Source organism: Bacillus sp. FSL K6-3459 (assembly GCF_038003305.1).
Lineage (GTDB): Bacteria > Bacillota > Bacilli > Bacillales > Bacillaceae > Bacillus > Bacillus pumilus_O.
On sequence record NZ_JBBOOW010000001.1, the window covers coordinates 876,619 to 897,133 of the forward strand.

13 protein-coding genes, 16 tRNA genes and 3 rRNA genes are annotated in these 20,515 nt (G+C 44.7%); 29 read left to right on the top strand and 3 right to left on the bottom strand.

The window, feature by feature from the left end; translation table 11 throughout:
• The first annotated feature begins 77 nt into the window (after positions 1-77).
• The 6 genes from MHI35_RS04165 to MHI35_RS04190 all read left to right on the top strand — a co-directional run bounded on the left by MHI35_RS04165 (position 78) and on the right by MHI35_RS04190 (position 7,438).
• The gene (locus tag MHI35_RS04165; protein WP_335349646.1) at positions 78-1,820 is read left to right on the top strand and encodes an ABC transporter ATP-binding protein; all 1,743 of its coding nucleotides are present in this window, start codon (positions 78-80) and stop codon (positions 1,818-1,820) included.
• Positions 1,821-1,932: 112 nt separating this feature from the next.
• Positions 1,933-2,955, top strand: a complete 1,023-nt coding sequence (locus MHI35_RS04170; protein ID WP_169057393.1) for an ABC transporter ATP-binding protein — start codon at positions 1,933-1,935, stop codon at positions 2,953-2,955.
• Entirely contained in the window at positions 2,924-3,901 is a 978-nt protein-coding gene (locus MHI35_RS04175; protein ID WP_335349645.1) for an ABC transporter ATP-binding protein, read from the top strand. The genes MHI35_RS04170 and MHI35_RS04175 overlap by 32 nt, the downstream gene beginning before the upstream one ends.
• Positions 3,876-5,462 (top strand): ABC transporter substrate-binding protein, encoded by a 1,587-nt coding sequence (locus MHI35_RS04180; RefSeq protein ID WP_144522543.1) that lies wholly within the window; start codon positions 3,876-3,878, stop codon positions 5,460-5,462. The genes MHI35_RS04175 and MHI35_RS04180 overlap by 26 nt, the downstream gene beginning before the upstream one ends.
• 60 nt (positions 5,463-5,522) lie before the next feature.
• Positions 5,523-6,524, top strand: coding sequence for an ABC transporter permease (locus MHI35_RS04185; RefSeq protein ID WP_041816177.1), 1,002 nt, complete (start codon positions 5,523-5,525; stop codon positions 6,522-6,524).
• A 17-nt stretch (positions 6,525-6,541) separates the two neighbouring features.
• The gene (locus MHI35_RS04190; protein ID WP_335349644.1) at positions 6,542-7,438 is read left to right on the top strand and encodes an ABC transporter permease; all 897 of its coding nucleotides are present in this window, start codon (positions 6,542-6,544) and stop codon (positions 7,436-7,438) included.
• A 29-nt stretch (positions 7,439-7,467) separates the two neighbouring features.
• Here the strand turns inward: MHI35_RS04190 and MHI35_RS04195 are convergent, their stop codons facing one another.
• Positions 7,468-8,541, bottom strand: a complete 1,074-nt coding sequence (locus MHI35_RS04195) for an FUSC family protein (RefSeq protein WP_012009344.1) — start codon at positions 8,539-8,541, stop codon at positions 7,468-7,470.
• 246 nt (positions 8,542-8,787) lie between these two features.
• The gene (locus MHI35_RS04200; protein ID WP_335349643.1) at positions 8,788-10,083 is read right to left on the bottom strand and encodes a glutamate-1-semialdehyde 2,1-aminomutase; all 1,296 of its coding nucleotides are present in this window, start codon (positions 10,081-10,083) and stop codon (positions 8,788-8,790) included.
• A gap of 129 nt (positions 10,084-10,212) precedes the next feature.
• Here MHI35_RS04200 and bcp point away from each other — a divergent pair, with 129 nt between their 5' ends.
• Positions 10,213-10,680, top strand: a complete 468-nt coding sequence (bcp, locus tag MHI35_RS04205; RefSeq protein ID WP_335349642.1) for a thioredoxin-dependent thiol peroxidase — start codon at positions 10,213-10,215, stop codon at positions 10,678-10,680.
• Between the two features lie 157 nt (positions 10,681-10,837).
• Positions 10,838-11,275 carry a peroxide-responsive transcriptional repressor PerR gene (perR, locus tag MHI35_RS04210; protein WP_335349641.1) on the top strand — a complete coding sequence of 146 codons (438 nt, stop codon included), beginning with the start codon at positions 10,838-10,840 and terminating at the stop codon, positions 11,273-11,275.
• Between the two features lie 34 nt (positions 11,276-11,309).
• On the opposite strand, the gene MHI35_RS04215 is transcribed toward perR, so the two are convergent.
• Complete coding sequence (locus MHI35_RS04215; protein WP_012009348.1) at positions 11,310-11,657, bottom strand: YgzB family protein; 348 nt, start codon at positions 11,655-11,657, stop codon at positions 11,310-11,312.
• Positions 11,658-11,846: 189 nt separating this feature from the next.
• Between MHI35_RS04215 and MHI35_RS04220 the strand changes: the two genes are divergently transcribed.
• The 21 genes from MHI35_RS04220 to MHI35_RS04320 all read left to right on the top strand — a co-directional run bounded on the left by MHI35_RS04220 (position 11,847) and on the right by MHI35_RS04320 (position 20,104).
• A complete protein-coding gene (locus tag MHI35_RS04220; protein WP_106030267.1) occupies positions 11,847-12,725 on the top strand; it encodes a nucleotidyltransferase-like protein in 879 nt (292 codons plus the stop codon).
• Positions 12,726-13,042: 317 nt separating this feature from the next.
• A 16S ribosomal RNA gene (locus tag MHI35_RS04225) occupies positions 13,043-14,591 on the top strand.
• Between the two features lie 182 nt (positions 14,592-14,773).
• A 23S ribosomal RNA gene (locus MHI35_RS04230) occupies positions 14,774-17,704 on the top strand.
• A 109-nt stretch (positions 17,705-17,813) separates the two neighbouring features.
• Positions 17,814-17,929, top strand: a 5S ribosomal RNA gene (gene rrf / locus MHI35_RS04235).
• The 16S, 23S and 5S rRNA genes sit together here with 16 tRNA genes alongside, the layout of an rRNA operon.
• A gap of 9 nt (positions 17,930-17,938) precedes the next feature.
• Positions 17,939-18,013 (top strand) — tRNA-Asn (locus MHI35_RS04240).
• Positions 18,014-18,017: 4 nt separating this feature from the next.
• A tRNA-Ser gene (locus tag MHI35_RS04245) sits at positions 18,018-18,108 on the top strand.
• A gap of 17 nt (positions 18,109-18,125) precedes the next feature.
• Positions 18,126-18,200, top strand: a tRNA-Glu gene (locus tag MHI35_RS04250).
• 32 nt (positions 18,201-18,232) lie between these two features.
• Positions 18,233-18,308, top strand: a tRNA-Val gene (locus MHI35_RS04255).
• A 15-nt stretch (positions 18,309-18,323) separates the two neighbouring features.
• A tRNA-Met gene (locus MHI35_RS04260) sits at positions 18,324-18,400 on the top strand.
• A 22-nt stretch (positions 18,401-18,422) separates the two neighbouring features.
• Positions 18,423-18,499: transfer RNA gene (locus tag MHI35_RS04265), tRNA-Asp, on the top strand.
• 18 nt (positions 18,500-18,517) lie between these two features.
• A tRNA-Phe gene (locus MHI35_RS04270) sits at positions 18,518-18,593 on the top strand.
• 6 nt (positions 18,594-18,599) lie between these two features.
• Positions 18,600-18,672 (top strand) — tRNA-Thr (locus MHI35_RS04275).
• 15 nt (positions 18,673-18,687) lie between these two features.
• Positions 18,688-18,772 (top strand) — tRNA-Tyr (locus tag MHI35_RS04280).
• Positions 18,773-18,785: 13 nt separating this feature from the next.
• Positions 18,786-18,859: transfer RNA gene (locus MHI35_RS04285), tRNA-Trp, on the top strand.
• A 30-nt stretch (positions 18,860-18,889) separates the two neighbouring features.
• Positions 18,890-18,965 (top strand) — tRNA-His (locus tag MHI35_RS04290).
• Positions 18,966-18,974: 9 nt separating this feature from the next.
• A tRNA-Gln gene (locus MHI35_RS04295) sits at positions 18,975-19,046 on the top strand.
• A 7-nt stretch (positions 19,047-19,053) separates the two neighbouring features.
• Positions 19,054-19,128, top strand: a tRNA-Gly gene (locus MHI35_RS04300).
• 5 nt (positions 19,129-19,133) lie between these two features.
• A tRNA-Cys gene (locus MHI35_RS04305) sits at positions 19,134-19,204 on the top strand.
• A 13-nt stretch (positions 19,205-19,217) separates the two neighbouring features.
• A tRNA-Leu gene (locus MHI35_RS04310) sits at positions 19,218-19,306 on the top strand.
• Between the two features lie 35 nt (positions 19,307-19,341).
• Positions 19,342-19,423, top strand: a tRNA-Leu gene (locus MHI35_RS04315).
• Positions 19,424-19,678: 255 nt separating this feature from the next.
• A complete protein-coding gene (locus MHI35_RS04320; protein ID WP_144522389.1) occupies positions 19,679-20,104 on the top strand; it encodes a hypothetical protein in 426 nt (141 codons plus the stop codon).
• Positions 20,105-20,515: the final 411 nt, after the last annotated feature.

Sequence of the window (20,515 nt, forward strand, 5' to 3'; positions counted from 1 at the left end):
CTGTTTAGCTTTTTAGGCTAACAGGTTTTTGATTGCGTACGGATAAGAGGCACTGATAGATTGGGAAGGAGATTTACATGGGGGTCATTAAACGTTACATGGCTTTTGTAACACCGTATAAAAAACAGATTGCATTGACAATGGTCATCGGGATGATCAAGTTTTCGATTCCCTTAACATTGCCTCTGCTTTTAAAGTATGTCATTGATGATGTCATTCAAGGCTCGGGGTCGGCTGACGAAAAGACATCATCTCTACTGATGATTATGGGAATCATGCTCGTCTTATTTTTAGTGATGAGACCGCCTGTTGAATACTATAGACAATACTATGCGCAGTGGACAGGCAGTAAAGTATTATTTGATATTCGGGAAAAACTGTTTTCGCATATTCAAAAACTCAGCCTTCGTTATTATGCCAACACGAGAACAGGAGAAATCATTTCTAGAGTCATCAACGATGTGGAGCAGACAAAAGAGTTTGTCATCACAGGTCTTATGAATATTTGGCTTGATTTGATGACCGTGCTCATCGTAATCGCCATTATGTGTACACTGGACATCAAGCTCACCATCGTGTCTGTCATTATTTTTCCGTTATATGCGTTTGCAGTGAAGTTTTTTTACGGCAGGCTCCGCAAGCTGACAAAAGAGCGGTCACAGGCGCTGGCTGAAGTTCAAGGGCATCTACATGAGCGAGTACAAGGAATGCCGGTCATTCGGAGCTTTGCCATTGAAGAATATGAACAAGAGAATTTTCATGATGAAAATAAAAATTTCTTAAACAAAGCGATCAACCATACGAATTGGAACGCCAAAACATTTGCCGTCGTCAATACCATTACTGATATTGCACCGCTATTGATCATTGCATTTGCTGGCTACACTGTCATTAATGGATCACTTTCGATCGGGACCATGATTGCCTTTGTTGGTTATATTGACCGGATGTACAACCCGATTCGCCGCCTCATCAACTCATCCACGACTTTAACTCAGTCGGTAGCGTCAATGGATCGTATCTTTGAATTTATTGATGAGCCATATGAGGTAACAGATCGGCCGAATGCAAAAGAAGCCGATCATTTAAAAGGAGAGGTCGAATTTAAACATGTGTCATTTCGTTATGAACACACGCAGGAAGAGATTCTCCGCAATATCTCCTTGAAAGTAGAAAAAGGACAAACGGTTGCACTTGTTGGAATGAGCGGCGGGGGGAAGTCGACGCTCGTCAGCTTAATTCCAAGATTTTATGATGTGACAAACGGATCACTTGAAATTGACGGCATTGATATAAAAGAGTACAAAGCAAGAAGCCTTCGAAATCAAGTCGGAATGGTGCTACAGGATACATTCTTATTCAGTGACACGATTAAAGAAAACATTGCGGTTGGAGATCCAGAAGCCTCTTTTGAAAAAATCGTTTCGGCTGCAAAAGCGGCAAATGCCCATGATTTTATTATGTCTCTTCCTGAAGGATATGACACGAAGGTAGGAGAACGGGGCGTGAAGCTATCAGGTGGTCAAAAACAACGGATTTCCATTGCAAGGGTCTTTCTAAAAAATCCACCGCTGTTGATTTTAGATGAAGCAACGTCTGCACTAGATTTAGAAAGTGAACATTACATTCAAGAAGCGATGCAAAAGCTAGCAAAGGACCGCACAACCTTTATTGTCGCGCACCGCTTATCAACAATTACACATGCTGACCTCATTGTCGTCATGGATCAAGGCGAGATTGTGGAAAAAGGAACACACGAAGAATTAATGAACAGAGAGAGCCACTATCGCCATCTTTTTACCATTCAAACATTAAATTAGTAGAAGCCTATCCGATTCTAGCGGATAGGCTTTTTTATGCTTGTCAAAAACATGACATATTTCCCAGCTTGTCTCAATACAATTTTAAAAAGTATGACGGGGTGGTGAATATGTGAAAGAACAAGACGTGCTGCTAGATGTTAAACAGCTGTCCATTGCATTTCAGCAAAAAAAGCAAAAAGTACCCATCGTCCATCACATATCGTTCTCGATTCAAAAAGGAGAAACCTTAGGAATTGTTGGCGAATCTGGCTGCGGGAAAAGTATTACATCTATGTCATTAATGGGACTAAACCAGCAAACAGAGACAACGGGAGAGATCCAATTCGAAGGGCAAAACCTGCTGTCGCTTTCAGAAAAACAGTGGCGAGAAATAAGAGGAAATGACATTTCGATGATTTTCCAAGAACCAATGACCTCTCTGAACCCATTAATGACCATCGGCAAACAAATGACAGAAGCCCTTTTCACACATCAAGCAATCGGTCAAAAAGAAGCAAAAGCGAAGGCGGTTGATCTGCTTCAGACCGTCGGATTGAAGCAAGCCGAATCGTTGCTTAAAAAATACCCGCATGAATTATCAGGCGGCATGCGTCAGCGTGTGATGATTGCGATGGCGATGCTTTGTCACCCAAAGCTCATGATCGCAGATGAACCAACAACTGCACTTGATGTGACCATCCAAGCGCAAATCCTTCGCCTGCTCAAAAAGCTGAACGAAGAGATGGACACCGCTATTTTATTTATTACCCATGATCTAGGCGTCGTACGGCAAATATGCCAGCGAGTCATGATAATGTATGCCGGTCGAATCGTAGAAGAAGGAACCGTTGACCGTATTTTTCAAAAACCTCTGCACCCCTACACAAAAGGTCTTTTCGCCTCAGTTCCATCGTTCAAAGAGAAAAAAGAAAAGCTTATCTCTATTGCAGGTCATGTACCGAAGCCAGGGACCATTCGATCCGGCTGTCAATTTGCCGCGCGCTGCCCTTACAAAATTGCGCAATGTCTTGAAGAAGATCCAGTTTTACAATCCATTGAACAGGATCACCGCGTGGCATGCTTTCTAATGGAAGGAGGAGAAGACACTGAGTCACCCACTCTTGCAAGTGAATCAGCTGACAAAACGGTATGACACAGCCGCTTTTTTTTCTAAACACAAGCATTCGACTTTGGCTTTAAATCAAGTGTCCTTTCACGTGAAGGAGGGGGAAACGCTTGGCATTGTCGGTGAATCAGGCTGCGGGAAATCAACACTTGGCAAAAGCTTAATGAGATTGACTGAACCGACGTCAGGCTCTATTCAACTGAAAGGGCAAGAGATTACTCTTTTGAAAGAAAGAGAGATGCGTTCTTTAAGAAAAGACATTCAAATGATTTTTCAAGATCCATATGCTTCATTAAATCCGCGAATGAAAATCAAAGATATTTTAGAGGAACCGCTCATTGTACATCGACATGGGACGAAAGCAAAAAGGCGGAAGCGGGTCAAAGAGATGCTGCATATTGTCGGATTTGATCCTTCCTACGGGGAGCGTTATGCGCATCAATTTAGCGGTGGACAAAGGCAGCGTATTGGGATCGCTAGAGCACTTATTACCCATCCAAGTCTTGTCATTGCCGATGAACCCGTTTCAGCTTTAGATGTATCCGTTCAAGCGCAAATTTTGAATTTGATGCTTGAATTGCAAAAGACGCTTTCTCTGACGTATCTATTTATTTCTCACGATCTTGGTGTTGTCAGGTATATGAGCGACCGAATCGCAGTCATGTATGCTGGCCGTATTGTCGAGATGGGGCCTGCCGAAGACGTATTTCACAGCCCGCTTCATCCTTATACATCGCTGCTTCTGAAATCCATTCCACATATGGATCACGTGCTAGAGACGCAAGATGTGTCGGCAGAAGAGTCTGCCATGACGCCAAGCGGCGGTTGTCCTTTCTACAAAAGGTGTCCAAAAAGGTGGGAGAAATGCTTAAAAGCAGTACCTGCTTTGTATGAGGAGGAATCGGGGCATGCGGCGGCGTGTTACTTATATCAAAAGGAGGAACACAATGAAGAAGACTTGGTTGTTCAGTAGTTTCATTTTTGTGCTGGTGCTTGCACTGTTTTTAGGGGGATGCTCGTCCTCTCCGTCATCAGAAGAGAAAGCAACAAAAGATACTCTCGTATTTGGCAGAGGAGGAGACTCCACTTCACTAGATCCAATCACAACAACTGAAGGCGAAACCTTCAAGGTCACAGAGAATATATTTGAAAAGCTTTTGAATTACGGTGAGAAAGACACGACCATCCACCCAGGTCTCGCAACAGACTGGGATGTTGCAAAGGACGGAAAATCATACACATTCTACTTAAGAGAAGGTGTGAAATTTCACGATGGCACAGACTTTAACGCAGAAGCAGTGAAATTCAACTTTGACCGCTGGATGAATGGTGATGCAGAAAAATTTCCTTACTATGGCATGTTTGGCGGCTATAAAAAAGATAAAGGACATGTCATTAAAGACATCATCGTCAAAGGTGAGCATGAAGTAGAATTTCAGCTAAAGCGCCCACAGGCGACATTTCTTAAAAACATTGCCATGTCACCGTTTGGCATCGCAAGTCCTGCGGCTGTTGAAAAAAGCGGCGATTCCTTTCGCGAGAATCCAGTAGGAACAGGACCATTCAAATTTAAAGAGTGGAAACAAAACGACCGTATCGTATTAGAAAAGAACGAAGATTACTGGCAGAAAGATAAACCAAAACTGAATCAAATCATCTTCCGCTCGATCCCAGAAAACTCGGCTCGCTTAAATGCCTTGAAAACAGGCGAAATCGATTTGATGGATGGTGTGAATCCGTCAGATTTAGATGGCATTAAAACGGATAAAGCACTCCAGCTCATTGAAAGACCATCAATGAACGTAGGCTATATCGGACTGACTGTCACAAGAAAGCCGCTTGATAACAAGCTTGTTCGTCAAGCGCTCAATTACGCGGTCGATAAAGAATCCATTATTAAGTCATTTTATGGCGGACTTGCCGAACCAGCAAAAAATCCTCTTCCTCCAGCTTTAGAAGGCTACAATGACGACATTGATCCGTATCCGTATGATCCCGAAAAAGCGAAGGAACTTTTAAAAGAAGCGGGCTTTCCTGACGGCTTTCGCATCAAGCTTTGGGCAATGCCTGTACCGCGTCCATATATGCCAGATGGGATGAAGGTAGCAGAAGTCATTCAATCAAACTTTGAAAAGGTCGGCGTCAAAGCAGAAATTGTGACATATGACTGGGCGACCTATTTAGATAAGGCAAGTAAAGGAGAAGCAGATGTGTTCTTGTTAGGCTGGACAGGGGACAATGGCGATCCTGATAATTTCATCTACACACTTTTGGACAAAGACAGCATTGGCGGCAACAACTATACATTCTTCGAAAACGATAAAATGCACGACATCCTCATCGAAGCGCAAACAGACACAGATCAAAAGAAACGAAATGAGCTATATAAAAAAGCACAAGAAATCATTCATGATGAAGCACCTTGGATTCCATTGGTGCATTCGATCCCAATGCTTGCAGCATCTAGTGATTTAAAAGGCTACCAGCCGCATCCAACTGGTTCAGAAGCTTTGACTGACGTGTATTTCAAATAAGCAAATAAGGGAGATCTTGTATCTCCCTTATTCAAACAAAGAAAAGGCGGTGAAAGCTGTTTGTTTGCTTATTGTATGAAGCGGGCAGGAATGCTCATCCCAGTATTGATCGGAATGACATTGGTCGTGTTTTCAATTATACGGTTTATTCCAGGGAACCCAGCACAGGTTATCTTAGGACAGCGGGCAACGAAAGAAGCAGTAGAACAGTTAACCATCCAGCTCGGTTTAAATCAGCCTTGGTATGTTCAATACGGACATTACATGCTGGGCCTTTTAAAAGGAGATTTAGGGACTTCGATACGAACAGGAGCGGCTATTGCCCAGGAAATGAAACCGTACTTATTTGCGACGTTAGAATTGACCTTTTTTGCCATGGTGTTGGCGATCGTTGTGGGGGTAAATGCGGGAATCATCAGTGCTTGGTTTAAACATTCTTTCTTTGATTATGTCGCGATGTTTATTGCACTCATTGGAGTGTCCATGCCGATTTTCTGGTTAGGCTTAATGGGGCAGTGGTTGTTCTCAATTGAATGGGGTATTTTACCGACAACGGGCCGTGAAAACGTCAGAAATCCAGTGGAGTCAATCACCTATATTCATACGCTGGATACGCTTTTGCAAGGCCGATTTGATCAATTTACTGACAGCATCAAGCATTTGATCTTACCAAGTACAGCACTTGCCACAATCCCTGCTGCGATTATTGCAAGGATAACAAGGGCAAGTATGCTGGAAGTGCTTCATTCAGACTTTATTCGAACAGCAAAAGCAAAAGGAGTACGTTCATTTTTCATCATTTATCAGCATGGGCTGAAAAATGCACTTATTCCGATCTTGACGATTATTGGTCTTCAGACAGGCCTCTTGCTAGGCGGAGCCATTTTAACAGAGACCATTTTTGCATGGCCGGGCATTGGACGATATATATATGACGCCATCAGCTATCGAGATTACCCCGTCATTCAAACTGGTATTCTCGTCGTTGCGCTCATATTTGTCCTGATCAATTTCATTGTGGACATCTTGTATGCGGTCATTGATCCAAGGATTAAATATTAGGGAGGGAGAGTGATCACATGGAAGCACAAAAAGAGCTTGAACCACCTCAACCAAAAGAAGAACGCTCTCAATCATTGATTCTTGAATCGATGAAGCTGTTCTTTCAGCACAAGCTGGCGGTCATTGGTAGTGTGATTGTCTTTTTATTTCTCATCTTAGCGATCTTCGCACCGCTCATTGCTCCTTTTGGAATCAATGAACAATCTCTCGGTGAGCGATTTAGCGCACCGTCAGCTACGCACTGGTTTGGTACAGATGATTTTGGCAGAGATATATTTTCAAGAGTTGTGCATGGTGCGCGGATTTCCTTATGGGTTGGTTTCTTCTCGGTTCTCGGGTCTGTCATTTTAGGCACACTGCTTGGATTGATTGCAGGCTATGGCGGAAGAGTGCTAGATGCTGTGATCTCGAGAATGTTTGATATTTTACTCGCTTTTCCTAGTATTCTACTAGCGATTGCGATCGTCTCCATCTTAGGCCCCTCCTTACAAAATGCCCTTATTGCCATTGCGATTATTAATGTCCCAACCTTTGGACGGCTCGTTCGTTCAAAAGTGCTGAGTATTAAACAAGAAGAATATGTGCTAGCAGCAAAGGCGGTTGGGATGTCACACCGCCGCATCGTGCTGCGTCACATTCTGCCAAACAGTATGGTGCCAGTCATCGTACAGGCGACGCTTGCGATCGGAACAGCGATTATCGAAGCAGCGGCTTTAGGTTTTTTAGGATTGGGTGCACAGGCACCAAGCCCAGAGTGGGGGAAAATGCTTGCCGATGCGAGACCTTATCTCGTTCAAGCCCCTTGGACATTATTTTTCCCAGGTGTCGCGATCATGCTGACAGTTTTAGGTTTTAACCTGATGGGAGATGGATTACGTGACACACTGGATCCTAAAATGAAGAAAATAAAATAAGACCAATTCTATGAATTGGTCTTTTCTGTCTATGCTTCTTTTTCTTCTGTCTCAATTTCACTGTCTTTTGGGTGATACGTCTGGAAGCTTGTAATCAATGTATCTAAATGCTCTAGTTCATCACGGTATTCGATGATGCTGGACATAACATTTAGCATATTGTAATCGAGCAAGTCGTTTTCTTGGTTTTGCTGATGCTGGATAAATGATTTCGTTAACGTTTCAAGGCGAAGAGAGCATTCATTTTGAAATTCATCATCCTGCGGTTTCATTTTACCGACGAATTTCATCAAGGTGCGCTCATGCCAATAGAGTAAGTAATCAATTTCATCTGTTAAGCTTTCCCTGAAATGCTCTGGCATCAAGTGAATTTCATTTTCTAATTTATGAAGCTTTTTCAGCAAGTAAAGAGCACGATTCGATGCCATAATGGCCTGTCTGAACAAAACGAGCTTTCTTGATTTTACATAGGTTGTTTTCTTTAAATAGCTTCGTTCTTCTTTGTATAACAAGTAAATGTGATCTAATTTGATCATGCGTTCTTTTATTTGATCGATGTCATCCTTTAAAGTGGAATGATCAGTAGACTGTCTGGAGCTCAGTCGAATCCATTTTAAAATCTCCTCCGTATTTTCCATAATGTGATGAACAAGCTTTGTTTCATACTTTGGCGGCAGGAAGATTAAATTCACTAAAAATGATGAAAGAACTCCTAACACCACAGTAGCTGTTCGAATTAAGGCAAAGGAAAGGAAATGATCCCCTGCACTTTCTAAAATCGCAATGACGGTTACAAGTGCAATTGGAATCGTGTGTTCAATCTTCAGCTTTAAATTAATGGCAATGACCATGACGGCGGTTAAACCGATAATGACTGGTCCAGTGCCAAAAAGCAGGCCGAACGTAATGGCAAGTGCTGCTCCAATAATATTGGCTTGCACTTGATCAACAATCGTTAAAAAAGATCGATAAATAGATGGCTGGATAGCAAATACAGCAGCAATCCCCGCGAAGACGGGCGTTGGCAACCCAAGCCATGTTGCCAGGTAAAGCGCGAGTACAATGGCAATACCAGTTTTTAAAATACGGGCTCCAAGTTTCATTGGTTTTGTCCCTGCATTCCTTTCTTTTAGATAATAGATGATCACTCGTCATTTATTATAAATATTTTGATGAACAACTAAGTAATATACAGCGGTCTTCCGAAATATTCAAGTGATTTTTGAAAGTTCATGAAAACATCAAAAGAAGGTATTGAGAAGAAATGTAACAGATTCACACGCTTTTGACAAACAAGAGCTGGTCAATAAAAAAACAGGCGCATTTTTTTACGCCTGTTTTTGACCCTATTATGATTGTTTCAACTGTTCAAACGCATGATCTACTGCTTGCAGTGTCTTAGAAATATCTTTTTCAGTATGTGCGATCGTTAAGAACCAAGCTTCATATTTAGAAGGAGCGAGGTTAATCCCTTGAGAAAGCATTAATTTAAAGAAGCGGGCGAACATTTCGCCATCCGTATTTTCAGCCTGCTCATAGTTCACAATGGTTTCTTTTGTGAAGTAGACAGTAAGAGCCCCTTTTAAGCGGTTCACTGTAATATCTACTTGATGTTTTTTTGCATGGGCTAAAATGCCTTCTTCTAGCATAGCGCCAAGCTGATCTAGACGCTCGTAAACATCCTCTTGTTTTAACACTTCCAAGCAGGCAATACCAGAAAGAATGGATGCAGGATTTCCTGCCATCGTGCCAGCTTGATAGGCCGGTCCAAGAGGAGCGACTTGCTCCATAATTTCTTTTTTACCGCCATAAGCACCGATCGGAAGTCCGCCGCCAATGATTTTTCCTAATGCAGTGAGGTCAGGTTTTACTTGAAGCAAGTCCTGTGCGCCTCCGTACATAAAGCGGAAAGCTGTAATCACTTCATCATAGATCACAAGTGCGCCCTTTTCATGAGTGAGGTCATTGACCTGCTGCAGGAAACCGTCCTTAGGCTCCACGATGCCGAAGTTCCCTACAATCGGCTCGACAAGGACAGCTGCGACTTCATCGCCCCATCGATCCAATGCTTCTTTGTAGCTGTCAATATCATTAAATGGAACGGTAATGACTTCATTGGCGATGCTTTTTGGTACGCCTGCTGAATCAGGGGTTCCTAAAGTGGAAGGACCAGAGCCAGCTGCCACAAGTACAAGATCAGAGTGACCGTGATAGCACCCGGCAAACTTAATGATCTTTGTTCTGCCTGTATAAGCACGTGCCACACGAATCGTTGTCATCACGGCTTCAGTACCTGAATTGACAAAGCGAACTTTGTCCAAAGCAGGCATAGCTTCCTTTAGCATTTTGGCAAAAGTGACTTCATGCTTCGTTGGCGTTCCGTAAAGAACACCTGATTCAGCCGCTTTTGTAATCGCTTTTGTAATATGAGGGTGGGCATGTCCTGTAATAATAGGGCCGTATGCTGCTAAGTAATCGATATAGCGATTTCCGTCAACATCCCAAAAATAAGCGCCTTCTCCTTTTTCCATCGCCACGGGTGAACCGCCACCTACTGCCTTATATGAACGAGAGGGACTGTTGACACCTCCAACAATATGCTCCAGCGCCTCTTGATGTAATTTTTCTGATTCTGTGAATTTCATAAATAGCCTCCTATCTCAACGTATCACGTCGTCTATCATTATTTTAACATGCCGATGCAAGCGTCCTTAGTTGAATATCCTCTCAAAATTGGATAGGCTATTTAAAAAATAGGTTGGAGGGATTGTGTTATGACAATCGAAGTAGGCCAGCAAGTACCTGAAATCGAATTAACCGCTGACAACGGGGAAAAAGTAAAGCTTTCTGACTTTAAAGGAAAACATATTGTCCTTTATTTCTATCCAAAAGATATGACACCAGGATGTACAACAGAAGCATGTGATTTCCGAGATAGCCATCAAAGCTTTGCAGAATTAGATGCTGTCATTATCGGCGTAAGCCCAGACAGTCAGGACAAGCATCAAAAATTTAAAGAAAAACATGATTTACCGTTCTTACTTCTTGTAGACGATGAACAGAAATTGTCTGAAGCCTTTGGAGTGTGGAAGCTGAAAAAGAACTTTGGTAAAGAATACATGGGCATCGAACGTTCAACGTTTCTTATTAATAAAGAAGGAACGCTTGTGAAAGAGTGGAGAAAAGTTAAGGTGAAAGACCACGTGGAAGAAGCGCTTGAGGAACTAAAATCTCACGCTTAACATCATCACAGGATCGGACCGGCAGACATGTCGGTCTTTTTTGTGAAGAAGAATAGGTAAAAAAGAGGATTGTAATTGACAAAGATTCGGCTCTGGGGGTACACTATTTATAAAGATTATAATATAAGAATATTTTTGAAGAGAGGTGCATGATGAAATGGCTGCTCACGAACTAAAAGACGCTTTAGATGCTTTAAAAGAAACCGGTGTTCGAATTACTCCGCAGCGCCATGCCATCTTGGAGTTTCTCGTAAATTCTATGACTCACCCAACCGCGGACGATATATATAAAGCACTTGAAGGTAAATTTCCAAATATGAGTGTCGCAACGGTTTACAACAATTTACGAGTCTTCCGGGAATCTGGATTAGTAAAGGAATTAACGTACGGTGATTCCTCAAGCCGATTTGATTTTGCGACATCTGATCATTACCATGCGATTTGTGAAATCTGCGGAAAAATAGTGGACTTTCATTATCCTGGCCTTGATGAAGTGGAACAGCTTGCATCCCATGTGACGGGCTTTAAAGTCAGTCATCATCGCTTGGAGATCTATGGGACTTGTCAAGAATGTGCGAAAAAAGAAAATCATTAATGAAAAAGCTGACCATTTAACCGGCCAGCTTTTTTTATGACTTTTTTCGATTGTAGGATTCATCAAACTCTTTGCCTTCTAATCCTGGATCGAGCGTAAGCGGCTCTCTGCAATGCATGCACATGTCCACCCGCCCAAGCACTTTTGTTTCCTTCTCACAGCCTGGACATACGACACGAACTGCCTTCGTAGAAAGCATACCGATCCAAAAGTAAACCACTGTACTCAATCCGATCGATAAGACGCCGAGCAGCATAAAGAAAGTCGACAGCCAAATCGATTCCTTGAAGAACACACCGATATACATGATCAGAAAGCCAACAAAAACCAAACTAAGTGCAAATGTTCTGATTTTATTAATCTTACTGGAGTATTTCGCCATCCCTAGTCCCCCTTGTCTCCAATATAGCACATTTTACCTTTCCGTTTGAATTAGTTATAGAGTTTTGTGAATAAATTGCTTATAATGATTCAATGATCTTTTTTCTTGAATTGAAGGAATTTTGATTCTATGAGGAGAAATACATAGCATTAGAGAAGAACTTTACACCCGAGTATTGGAGGAATCACTATGGAAAATCTTCTCCGTCCTATTTATCAAGAGAGAGCAAGTCACCCAGACACATTGGCTGTGATTATAGTAGAAAGAAGACACAAAGTATCTTCTGAGACGGATAACTTTGATGCTGCACTTCTAGTCATTGTAAAAGAAGCGGGAGAGCCGTTATTTATCAAACACTATGAATCCGATCACCAAACAGCTTCTTTAAATGTTGTCACAGATGAGCAGTTGAAGGAATGGATTACCCTTGGCACGAATCGCCGAATCATTGATTGGATTTTGAATGGGAAAGTCCTATTTGATCGCAATGAATATATTTTCAACTTAATTGACGACCTGAGTACATTCCCATTTTCAAACCGCAAACTTAAAATCGGTTTAGAATACGGCAAGCTTATTCGCAGGTATATAGAAGGAAAAGCATTTTTTGAGTCAAATCAATTCCTTGATGCATATAATTCAATTGTGCATGCGCTGCATCATTTGGCACGTATTGAAGTGATCGATAAAGGCTTCCACCCAGAAGTGACAGTTTGGAATCAGGTGCGTCATATGGAACCGGAAGTTTATAAACTTTATTCAGAACTCATTGAAAGCCATGAAAGCCTTCATAAACGTTTGGAACTTTTATTTTTAGCAAATGACTTTTTGATCCATTCAAAAGCAGAAATTGGCGCCGCTCATTTGCGTCATGTTATGGAACAGCAAGATATATGGCTTTTTGGCGAGCTTCTCGCGCATCCTGACCTCAAGTATTTTACGCCTGACCTTAGCGTCATGATTGATTTCTTTGTGGAAAAAGGAATTGTTCAAGTGGAGCCAATTGAGACAAAGGGGCAAAAAATCTATCATCGAGGATATTTTGTGAAAAAAGATATTGACGCTTGAATATTATGATGGTATATTATTATACGTCGCTAACGAGCAACCAAGTTGCTTTGAAAGAAAAGCTGACAAAAAGAAATTCTAAAAAACACTTGACGCCCACAGCGTCAAAATGTTATATTGAGAAAGTCGCCTCTGAGAGACGATGAAGATGATCTTTGAAAACTAAACAAGACAAAACGTACCTGTTAATTCGAGTTTTTATAAAAAATCCTATGATGTTTCATAGGTAGTCAGTCAAACGCTGACGAGGCAGGAAATGATCACATGCTAAGTTCGCTACATCGTGTAGCAACGCATGTGTGATATGCATCCTGCATACCTCGGAGAGTTTGATCCTGGCTCAGGACGAACGCTGGCGGCGTGCCTAATACATGCAAGTCGAGCGAACAGAAGGGAGCTTGCTCCCGGATGTTAGCGGCGGACGGGTGAGTAACACGTGGGTAACCTGCCTGTAAGACTGGGATAACTCCGGGAAACCGGAGCTAATACCGGATAGTTCCTTGAACCGCATGGTTCAAGGATGAAAGACGGTTTCGGCTGTCACTTACAGATGGACCCGCGGCGCATTAGCTAGTTGGTGGGGTAATGGCTCACCAAGGCGACGATGCGTAGCCGACCTGAGAGGGTGATCGGCCACACTGGGACTGAGACACGGCCCAGACTCCTACGGGAGGCAGCAGTAGGGAATCTTCCGCAATGGACGAAAGTCTGACGGAGCAACGCCGCGTGAGTGATGAAGGTTTTCGGATCGTAAAGCTCTGTTGTTAGGGAAGAACAAGTGCGAGAGTAACTGCTCGCACCTTGACGGTACCTAACCAGAAAGCCACGGCTAACTACGTGCCAGCAGCCGCGGTAATACGTAGGTGGCAAGCGTTGTCCGGAATTATTGGGCGTAAAGGGCTCGCAGGCGGTTTCTTAAGTCTGATGTGAAAGCCCCCGGCTCAACCGGGGAGGGTCATTGGAAACTGGGAAACTTGAGTGCAGAAGAGGAGAGTGGAATTCCACGTGTAGCGGTGAAATGCGTAGAGATGTGGAGGAACACCAGTGGCGAAGGCGACTCTCTGGTCTGTAACTGACGCTGAGGAGCGAAAGCGTGGGGAGCGAACAGGATTAGATACCCTGGTAGTCCACGCCGTAAACGATGAGTGCTAAGTGTTAGGGGGTTTCCGCCCCTTAGTGCTGCAGCTAACGCATTAAGCACTCCGCCTGGGGAGTACGGTCGCAAGACTGAAACTCAAAGGAATTGACGGGGGCCCGCACAAGCGGTGGAGCATGTGGTTTAATTCGAAGCAACGCGAAGAACCTTACCAGGTCTTGACATCCTCTGACAACCCTAGAGATAGGGCTTTCCCTTCGGGGACAGAGTGACAGGTGGTGCATGGTTGTCGTCAGCTCGTGTCGTGAGATGTTGGGTTAAGTCCCGCAACGAGCGCAACCCTTGATCTTAGTTGCCAGCATTTAGTTGGGCACTCTAAGGTGACTGCCGGTGACAAACCGGAGGAAGGTGGGGATGACGTCAAATCATCATGCCCCTTATGACCTGGGCTACACACGTGCTACAATGGACAGAACAAAGGGCTGCGAGACCGCAAGGTTTAGCCAATCCCATAAATCTGTTCTCAGTTCGGATCGCAGTCTGCAACTCGACTGCGTGAAGCTGGAATCGCTAGTAATCGCGGATCAGCATGCCGCGGTGAATACGTTCCCGGGCCTTGTACACACCGCCCGTCACACCACGAGAGTTTGTAACACCCGAAGTCGGTGAGGTAACCTTTATGGAGCCAGCCGCCGAAGGTGGGACAGATGATTGGGGTGAAGTCGTAACAAGGTAGCCGTATCGGAAGGTGCGGCTGGATCACCTCCTTTCTAAGGATATATGGAGCAGCGTGCGTTTTGGTCTTGTTTAGTTTTGAAGGATCATTCCTTCAAAACATGTCTCTAGCGAGACAGGATTGTTCTTTGAAAACTAGATAACAATAAGTAATACATTCACATTGAATGCAATGCAAAGTTCATCACACATAGTGATTCTTTCTAAAGTAAGAAATGGTTAAGTTAGAAAGGGCGCACGGTGGATGCCTTGGCACTAGGAGCCGATGAAGGACGGGACGAACACCGATATGCTTCGGGGAGCTGTAAGCAAGCTTTGATCCGGAGATTTCCGAATGGGGAAACCCACTGCTCGTAATGGAGTAGTATCCATACTTGAATACATAGAGTATGAGAAGGCATACCCGGGGAACTGAAACATCTAAGTACCCGGAGGAAGAGAAAGCAAATGCGATTCCCTGAGTAGCGGCGAGCGAAACGGGAACAGCCCAAACCAAGAGGCTTGCCTCTTGGGGTTGTAGGACACTCTATACGGAGTTACAAAGGAACGATATAAGCGAAGAGGTCTGGAAAGGCCCGCCAAAGAAGGTAACAGCCCTGTAACTGAAATGTTGTTCTCTCCAGAGTGGATCCTGAGTACGGCGGAACACGTGAAATTCCGTCGGAATCCGGGAGGACCATCTCCCAAGGCTAAATACTCCCTAGTGACCGATAGTGAACCAGTACCGTGAGGGAAAGGTGAAAAGCACCCCGGAAGGGGAGTGAAATAGATCCTGAAACCGTGTGCCTACAAGTAGTCAGAGCCCGTTAAAGGGTGATGGCGTGCCTTTTGTAGAATGAACCGGCGAGTTACGATCCCGTGCAAGGTTAAGCAGAAGATGCGGAGCCGCAGCGAAAGCGAGTCTGAATAGGGCGCATGAGTACGTGGTCGTAGACCCGAAACCAGGTGATCTACCCATGTCCAGGGTGAAGTTCAGGTAACACTGAATGGAGGCCCGAACCCACGCACGTTGAAAAGTGCGGGGATGAGGTGTGGGTAGGGGTGAAATGCCAATCGAACCTGGAGATAGCTGGTTCTCTCCGAAATAGCTTTAGGGCTAGCCTCAAGGTAAGAGTCTCGGAGGTAGAGCACTGATTGGACTAGGGGCCCCTACCGGGTTACCGAATTCAGTCAAACTCCGAATGCCGATGACTTATCCTTGGGAGTCAGACTGCGAGTGATAAGATCCGTAGTCGAAAGGGAAACAGCCCAGACCGCCAGCTAAGGTCCCAAAGTATACGTTAAGTGGAAAAGGATGTGGAGTTGCTTAGACAACCAGGATGTTGGCTTAGAAGCAGCCACCATTTAAAGAGTGCGTAATAGCTCACTGGTCGAGTGACTCTGCGCCGAAAATGTACCGGGGCTAAACGTATCACCGAAGCTGCGGACTGTTCTAACGAACAGTGGTAGGAGAGCGTTCTAAGTGCTGTGAAGTCAGACCGGAAGGACTGGTGGAGCGCTTAGAAGTGAGAATGCCGGTATGAGTAGCGAAAGACGGGTGAGAATCCCGTCCACCGAATGCCTAAGGTTTCCTGAGGAAGGCTCGTCCGCTCAGGGTTAGTCGGGACCTAAGCCGAGGCCGAAAGGCGTAGGCGATGGACAACAGGTTGATATTCCTGTACCACCTCCTCACCATTTGAGCAATGGGGGGACGCAGGAGGATAGGGTAAGCGCGGTATTGGATATCCGCGTCCAAGCAGTTAGGCTGGGAAATAGGCAAATCCGTTTCCCGTGAAGGCTGAGCTGTGATGGCGAGCGAAATTTAGTAGCGAAGTTCCTGATTCCACACTGCCAAGAAAAGCCTCTAGCGAGGTGAGAGGTGCCCGTACCGCAAACCGACACAGGTAGGCGAGGAGAGAATCCTAAGGTGATCGAGAGAACTCTCGTTAAGGAACTCGGCAAAATGACCCCGTAACTTCGGGAGAAGGGGTGCTTCTTAGGGTGTTAAAGCCCCGAGAAGCCGCAGTGAATAGGCCCAGGCGACTGTTTAGCAAAAACACAGGTCTCTGCGAAGCCGTAAGGCGAAGTATAGGGGCTGACGCCTGCCCGGTGCTGGAAGGTTAAGAGGAGCGCTTAGCGTAAGCGAAGGTGCGAATTGAAGCCCCAGTAAACGGCGGCCGTAACTATAACGGTCCTAAGGTAGCGAAATTCCTTGTCGGGTAAGTTCCGACCCGCACGAAAGGCGCAACGATCTGGGCACTGTCTCAACGAGAGACTCGGTGAAATTATAGTACCTGTGAAGATGCAGGTTACCCGCGACAGGACGGAAAGACCCCGTGGAGCTTTACTGCAGCCTGATATTGAATGTTGGTACAGCTTGTACAGGATAGGTAGGAGCCTTGGAAACCGGAGCGCTAGCTTCGGTGGAGGCATCGGTGGGATACTACCCTGGCTGTATTGACCTTCTAACCCGCTGCCCTTATCGGGCAGGGAGACAGTGTCAGGTGGGCAGTTTGACTGGGGCGGTCGCCTCCTAAAATGTAACGGAGGCGCCCAAAGGTTCCCTCAGAATGGTTGGAAATCATTCGCAGAGTGTAAAGGCACAAGGGAGCTTGACTGCGAGACCTACAAGTCGAGCAGGGACGAAAGTCGGGCTTAGTGATCCGGTGGTTCCGCATGGAAGGGCCATCGCTCAACGGATAAAAGCTACCCCGGGGATAACAGGCTTATCTCCCCCAAGAGTCCACATCGACGGGGAGGTTTGGCACCTCGATGTCGGCTCATCGCATCCTGGGGCTGTAGTCGGTCCCAAGGGTTGGGCTGTTCGCCCATTAAAGCGGTACGCGAGCTGGGTTCAGAACGTCGTGAGACAGTTCGGTCCCTATCCGTCGCGGGCGCAGGAAATTTGAGAGGAGCTGTCCTTAGTACGAGAGGACCGGGATGGACGCACCGCTGGTGTACCAGTTGTTCTGCCAAGGGCATCGCTGGGTAGCTATGTGCGGACGGGATAAGTGCTGAAAGCATCTAAGCATGAAGCCCCCCTCAAGATGAGATTTCCCATTCCGCAAGGAAGTAAGATCCCTGAAAGATGATCAGGTTGATAGGTCTGAGGTGGAAGCGTGGTGACACGTGGAGCTGACAGATACTAATAGATCGAGGACTTAACCTATATTCTATTGTGAAGTTTGAACATTGTTATCTAGTTTTGAGAGAACATTTTTAAAATATCTCTTGATTTATTTTCAATACATAGTATAATATCTTTTGTCACTAAATTGTCTGGTGATGATGGCGAAGAGGTCACACCCGTTCCCATACCGAACACGGAAGTTAAGCTCTTCAGCGCCGATGGTAGTTGGGGGTCTCCCCCTGTGAGAGTAGGACATCGCCAGGCTTTCTTCATTCCGCAGTAGCTCAGTGGTAGAGCTATCGGCTGTTAACCGATCGGTCGTAGGTTCGAATCCTACCTGCGGAGCCAATTTGGAGAGCTGTCCGAGTGGCCGAAGGAGCACGATTGGAAATCGTGTAGGCGGTAACCCCGTCTCAAGGGTTCGAATCCCTTGCTCTCCGCCACAATTTACATAATAAAGGGCCCGTTGGTCAAGCGGTTAAGACACCGCCCTTTCACGGCGGTAACACGGGTTCGAATCCCGTACGGGTCACCATTTTATAGAATATACACCAGTGTTTTTTATTCGGAGGATTAGCTCAGCTGGGAGAGCATCTGCCTTACAAGCAGAGGGTCGGCGGTTCGAGCCCGTCATCCTCCACCATATCTTTTATATCATCGCGGGGTGGAGCAGTTCGGTAGCTCGTCGGGCTCATAACCCGAAGGTCGCAGGTTCAAATCCTGCCCCCGCAACCAAATTATTTTATACAACCAAAATGGTCCGGTAGTTCAGTTGGTTAGAATGCCTGCCTGTCACGCAGGAGGTCGCGGGTTCGAGTCCCGTCCGGACCGCCATTTTTAAAATGAATACATGGCTCGGTAGCTCAGTTGGTAGAGCAACGGACTGAAAATCCGTGTGTCGGCGGTTCGATTCCGTCCCGAGCCACCACTATTTGCCGGTGTAGCTCAATTGGTAGAGCAACTGACTTGTAATCAGTAGGTTGGGGGTTCAAGTCCTCTTGCCGGCACTGTTTTTCAAATGTGGAGGGGTAGCGAAGTGGCTAAACGCGGCGGACTGTAAATCCGCTCCCTCCGGGTTCGGCGGTTCGAATCCGCCCCCCTCCACCATTTTTATTTTCATAGGGGCATAGTTTAAAGGTAGAACAGAGGTCTCCAAAACCTCCGGTGTGGGTTCGATTCCTACTGCCCCTGCCAATTTTCTTAATATGATTCATAACATCTATGGCGGTTGTGGCGAAGTGGTTAACGCACCAGATTGTGGCTCTGGCACTCGTGGGTTCGATTCCCATCAATCGCCCCATTTTATTATTGGGCTATAGCCAAGCGGTAAGGCAACGGACTTTGACTCCGTCATGCGTTGGTTCGAATCCAGCTAGCCCAGTTAATTTGCGGAAGTAGTTCAGTGGTAGAACACCACCTTGCCAAGGTGGGGGTCGCGGGTTCGAATCCCGTCTTCCGCTCCAATAATGGCGGCATAGCCAAGTGGTAAGGCAGAGGTCTGCAAAACCTTTATCCCCGGTTCAAATCCGGGTGTCGCCTTTTTGAAAAGACTGCCGGGGTGGTGGAATTGGCAGACACACAGGACTTAAAATCCTGCGGTAGGTGACTACCGTGCCGGTTCAAGTCCGGCCCTCGGCACCATGTTTTTATTATAAGTTGCGCTCTTTAATGATCATGCCGGTGTGGCGGAATTGGCAGACGCGCACGACTCAAAATCGTGTTCCTCACGGAGTGCCGGTTCGACCCCGGCCACCGGTATCTACTTTTAGATATTCTTTATGATCTTCAATTGCAGAAGAATGAAGGAATATCAACGTTTCAAACGTCTTTCTACAAATTGTAGGAGGACGTTTTTTTATTTGTTTTTCAGCTGATTTTTCAGACGACAAATTTAATTCAAAACGTGTTCAAAGGAAATTAACTTTTACTTTATTGATGCTTACCTTATGATTAAACTAAAGAGGCAGGATAATTGAAGAAGGATTGTATAAATTGTACATAGGTGGTGTTGTAATGATTACGGTTAAAAATGCTGAAAGTTATCTTAAAGATAGCATTGGTGAGGATATCGATGATATAAAAAAGGTTTGGGAAACATTTAAAGCTTTTTCAAAGGAGACAGTTCAGGGCGAAGAAGATAAAGAAATTTTATTTCAGTGTGGTGTCTATGATTTTACAGGAGAGGAACTATTTCATTTTGACTTGGTACGTCAGTTTACAATTTATGAAGAAGATGATTATTCTCACATGGAACAACTGCACTGTGAATTTTTATTTAAACCAACAAGCGAGTTAAAAAAGTTGAAGGTGGTAGAAGAATGGTCAATGGATTATGACGATATAGATCATTTTTTTAATCATATTGAAAGTATTCATGAGTTTACAATACCTTTGAGTTTAAAGCCGATAAAATCAGACATATATCAAGAAGCACTTTAATTCTTAGTTCATTAACGGGTGCTTTACTTGAAGAAGGTATACCTTGCCTTTTTGGAATCATTTATCGCGGAGTGCCGGTTTGGCCCCAGCACCGGTATCTATTAAAAGTTTCATGATCGGTTTTTACCGTGAACCTAACGTTTCCCTCCATGTGGTGAAACGTTTTTTTGTGGTTTAAATGAGTTATTTAGATGAAAATAGAATCCTATTAAAATAGAATGAGCATGTACTACTTTTAACAGAATAATCTTTAGATGATTTGCAACATTTGATAAGATACATTTAACCATGTAAGGAATCAAAATGGGGGAGCACTTCACATAAAACATTGCACTACCTTTTTATAACTAAATGAATATTTTTGGGTACATACACTTCTGTAGCTGACATCATCATTGTGACCCAGTTCGA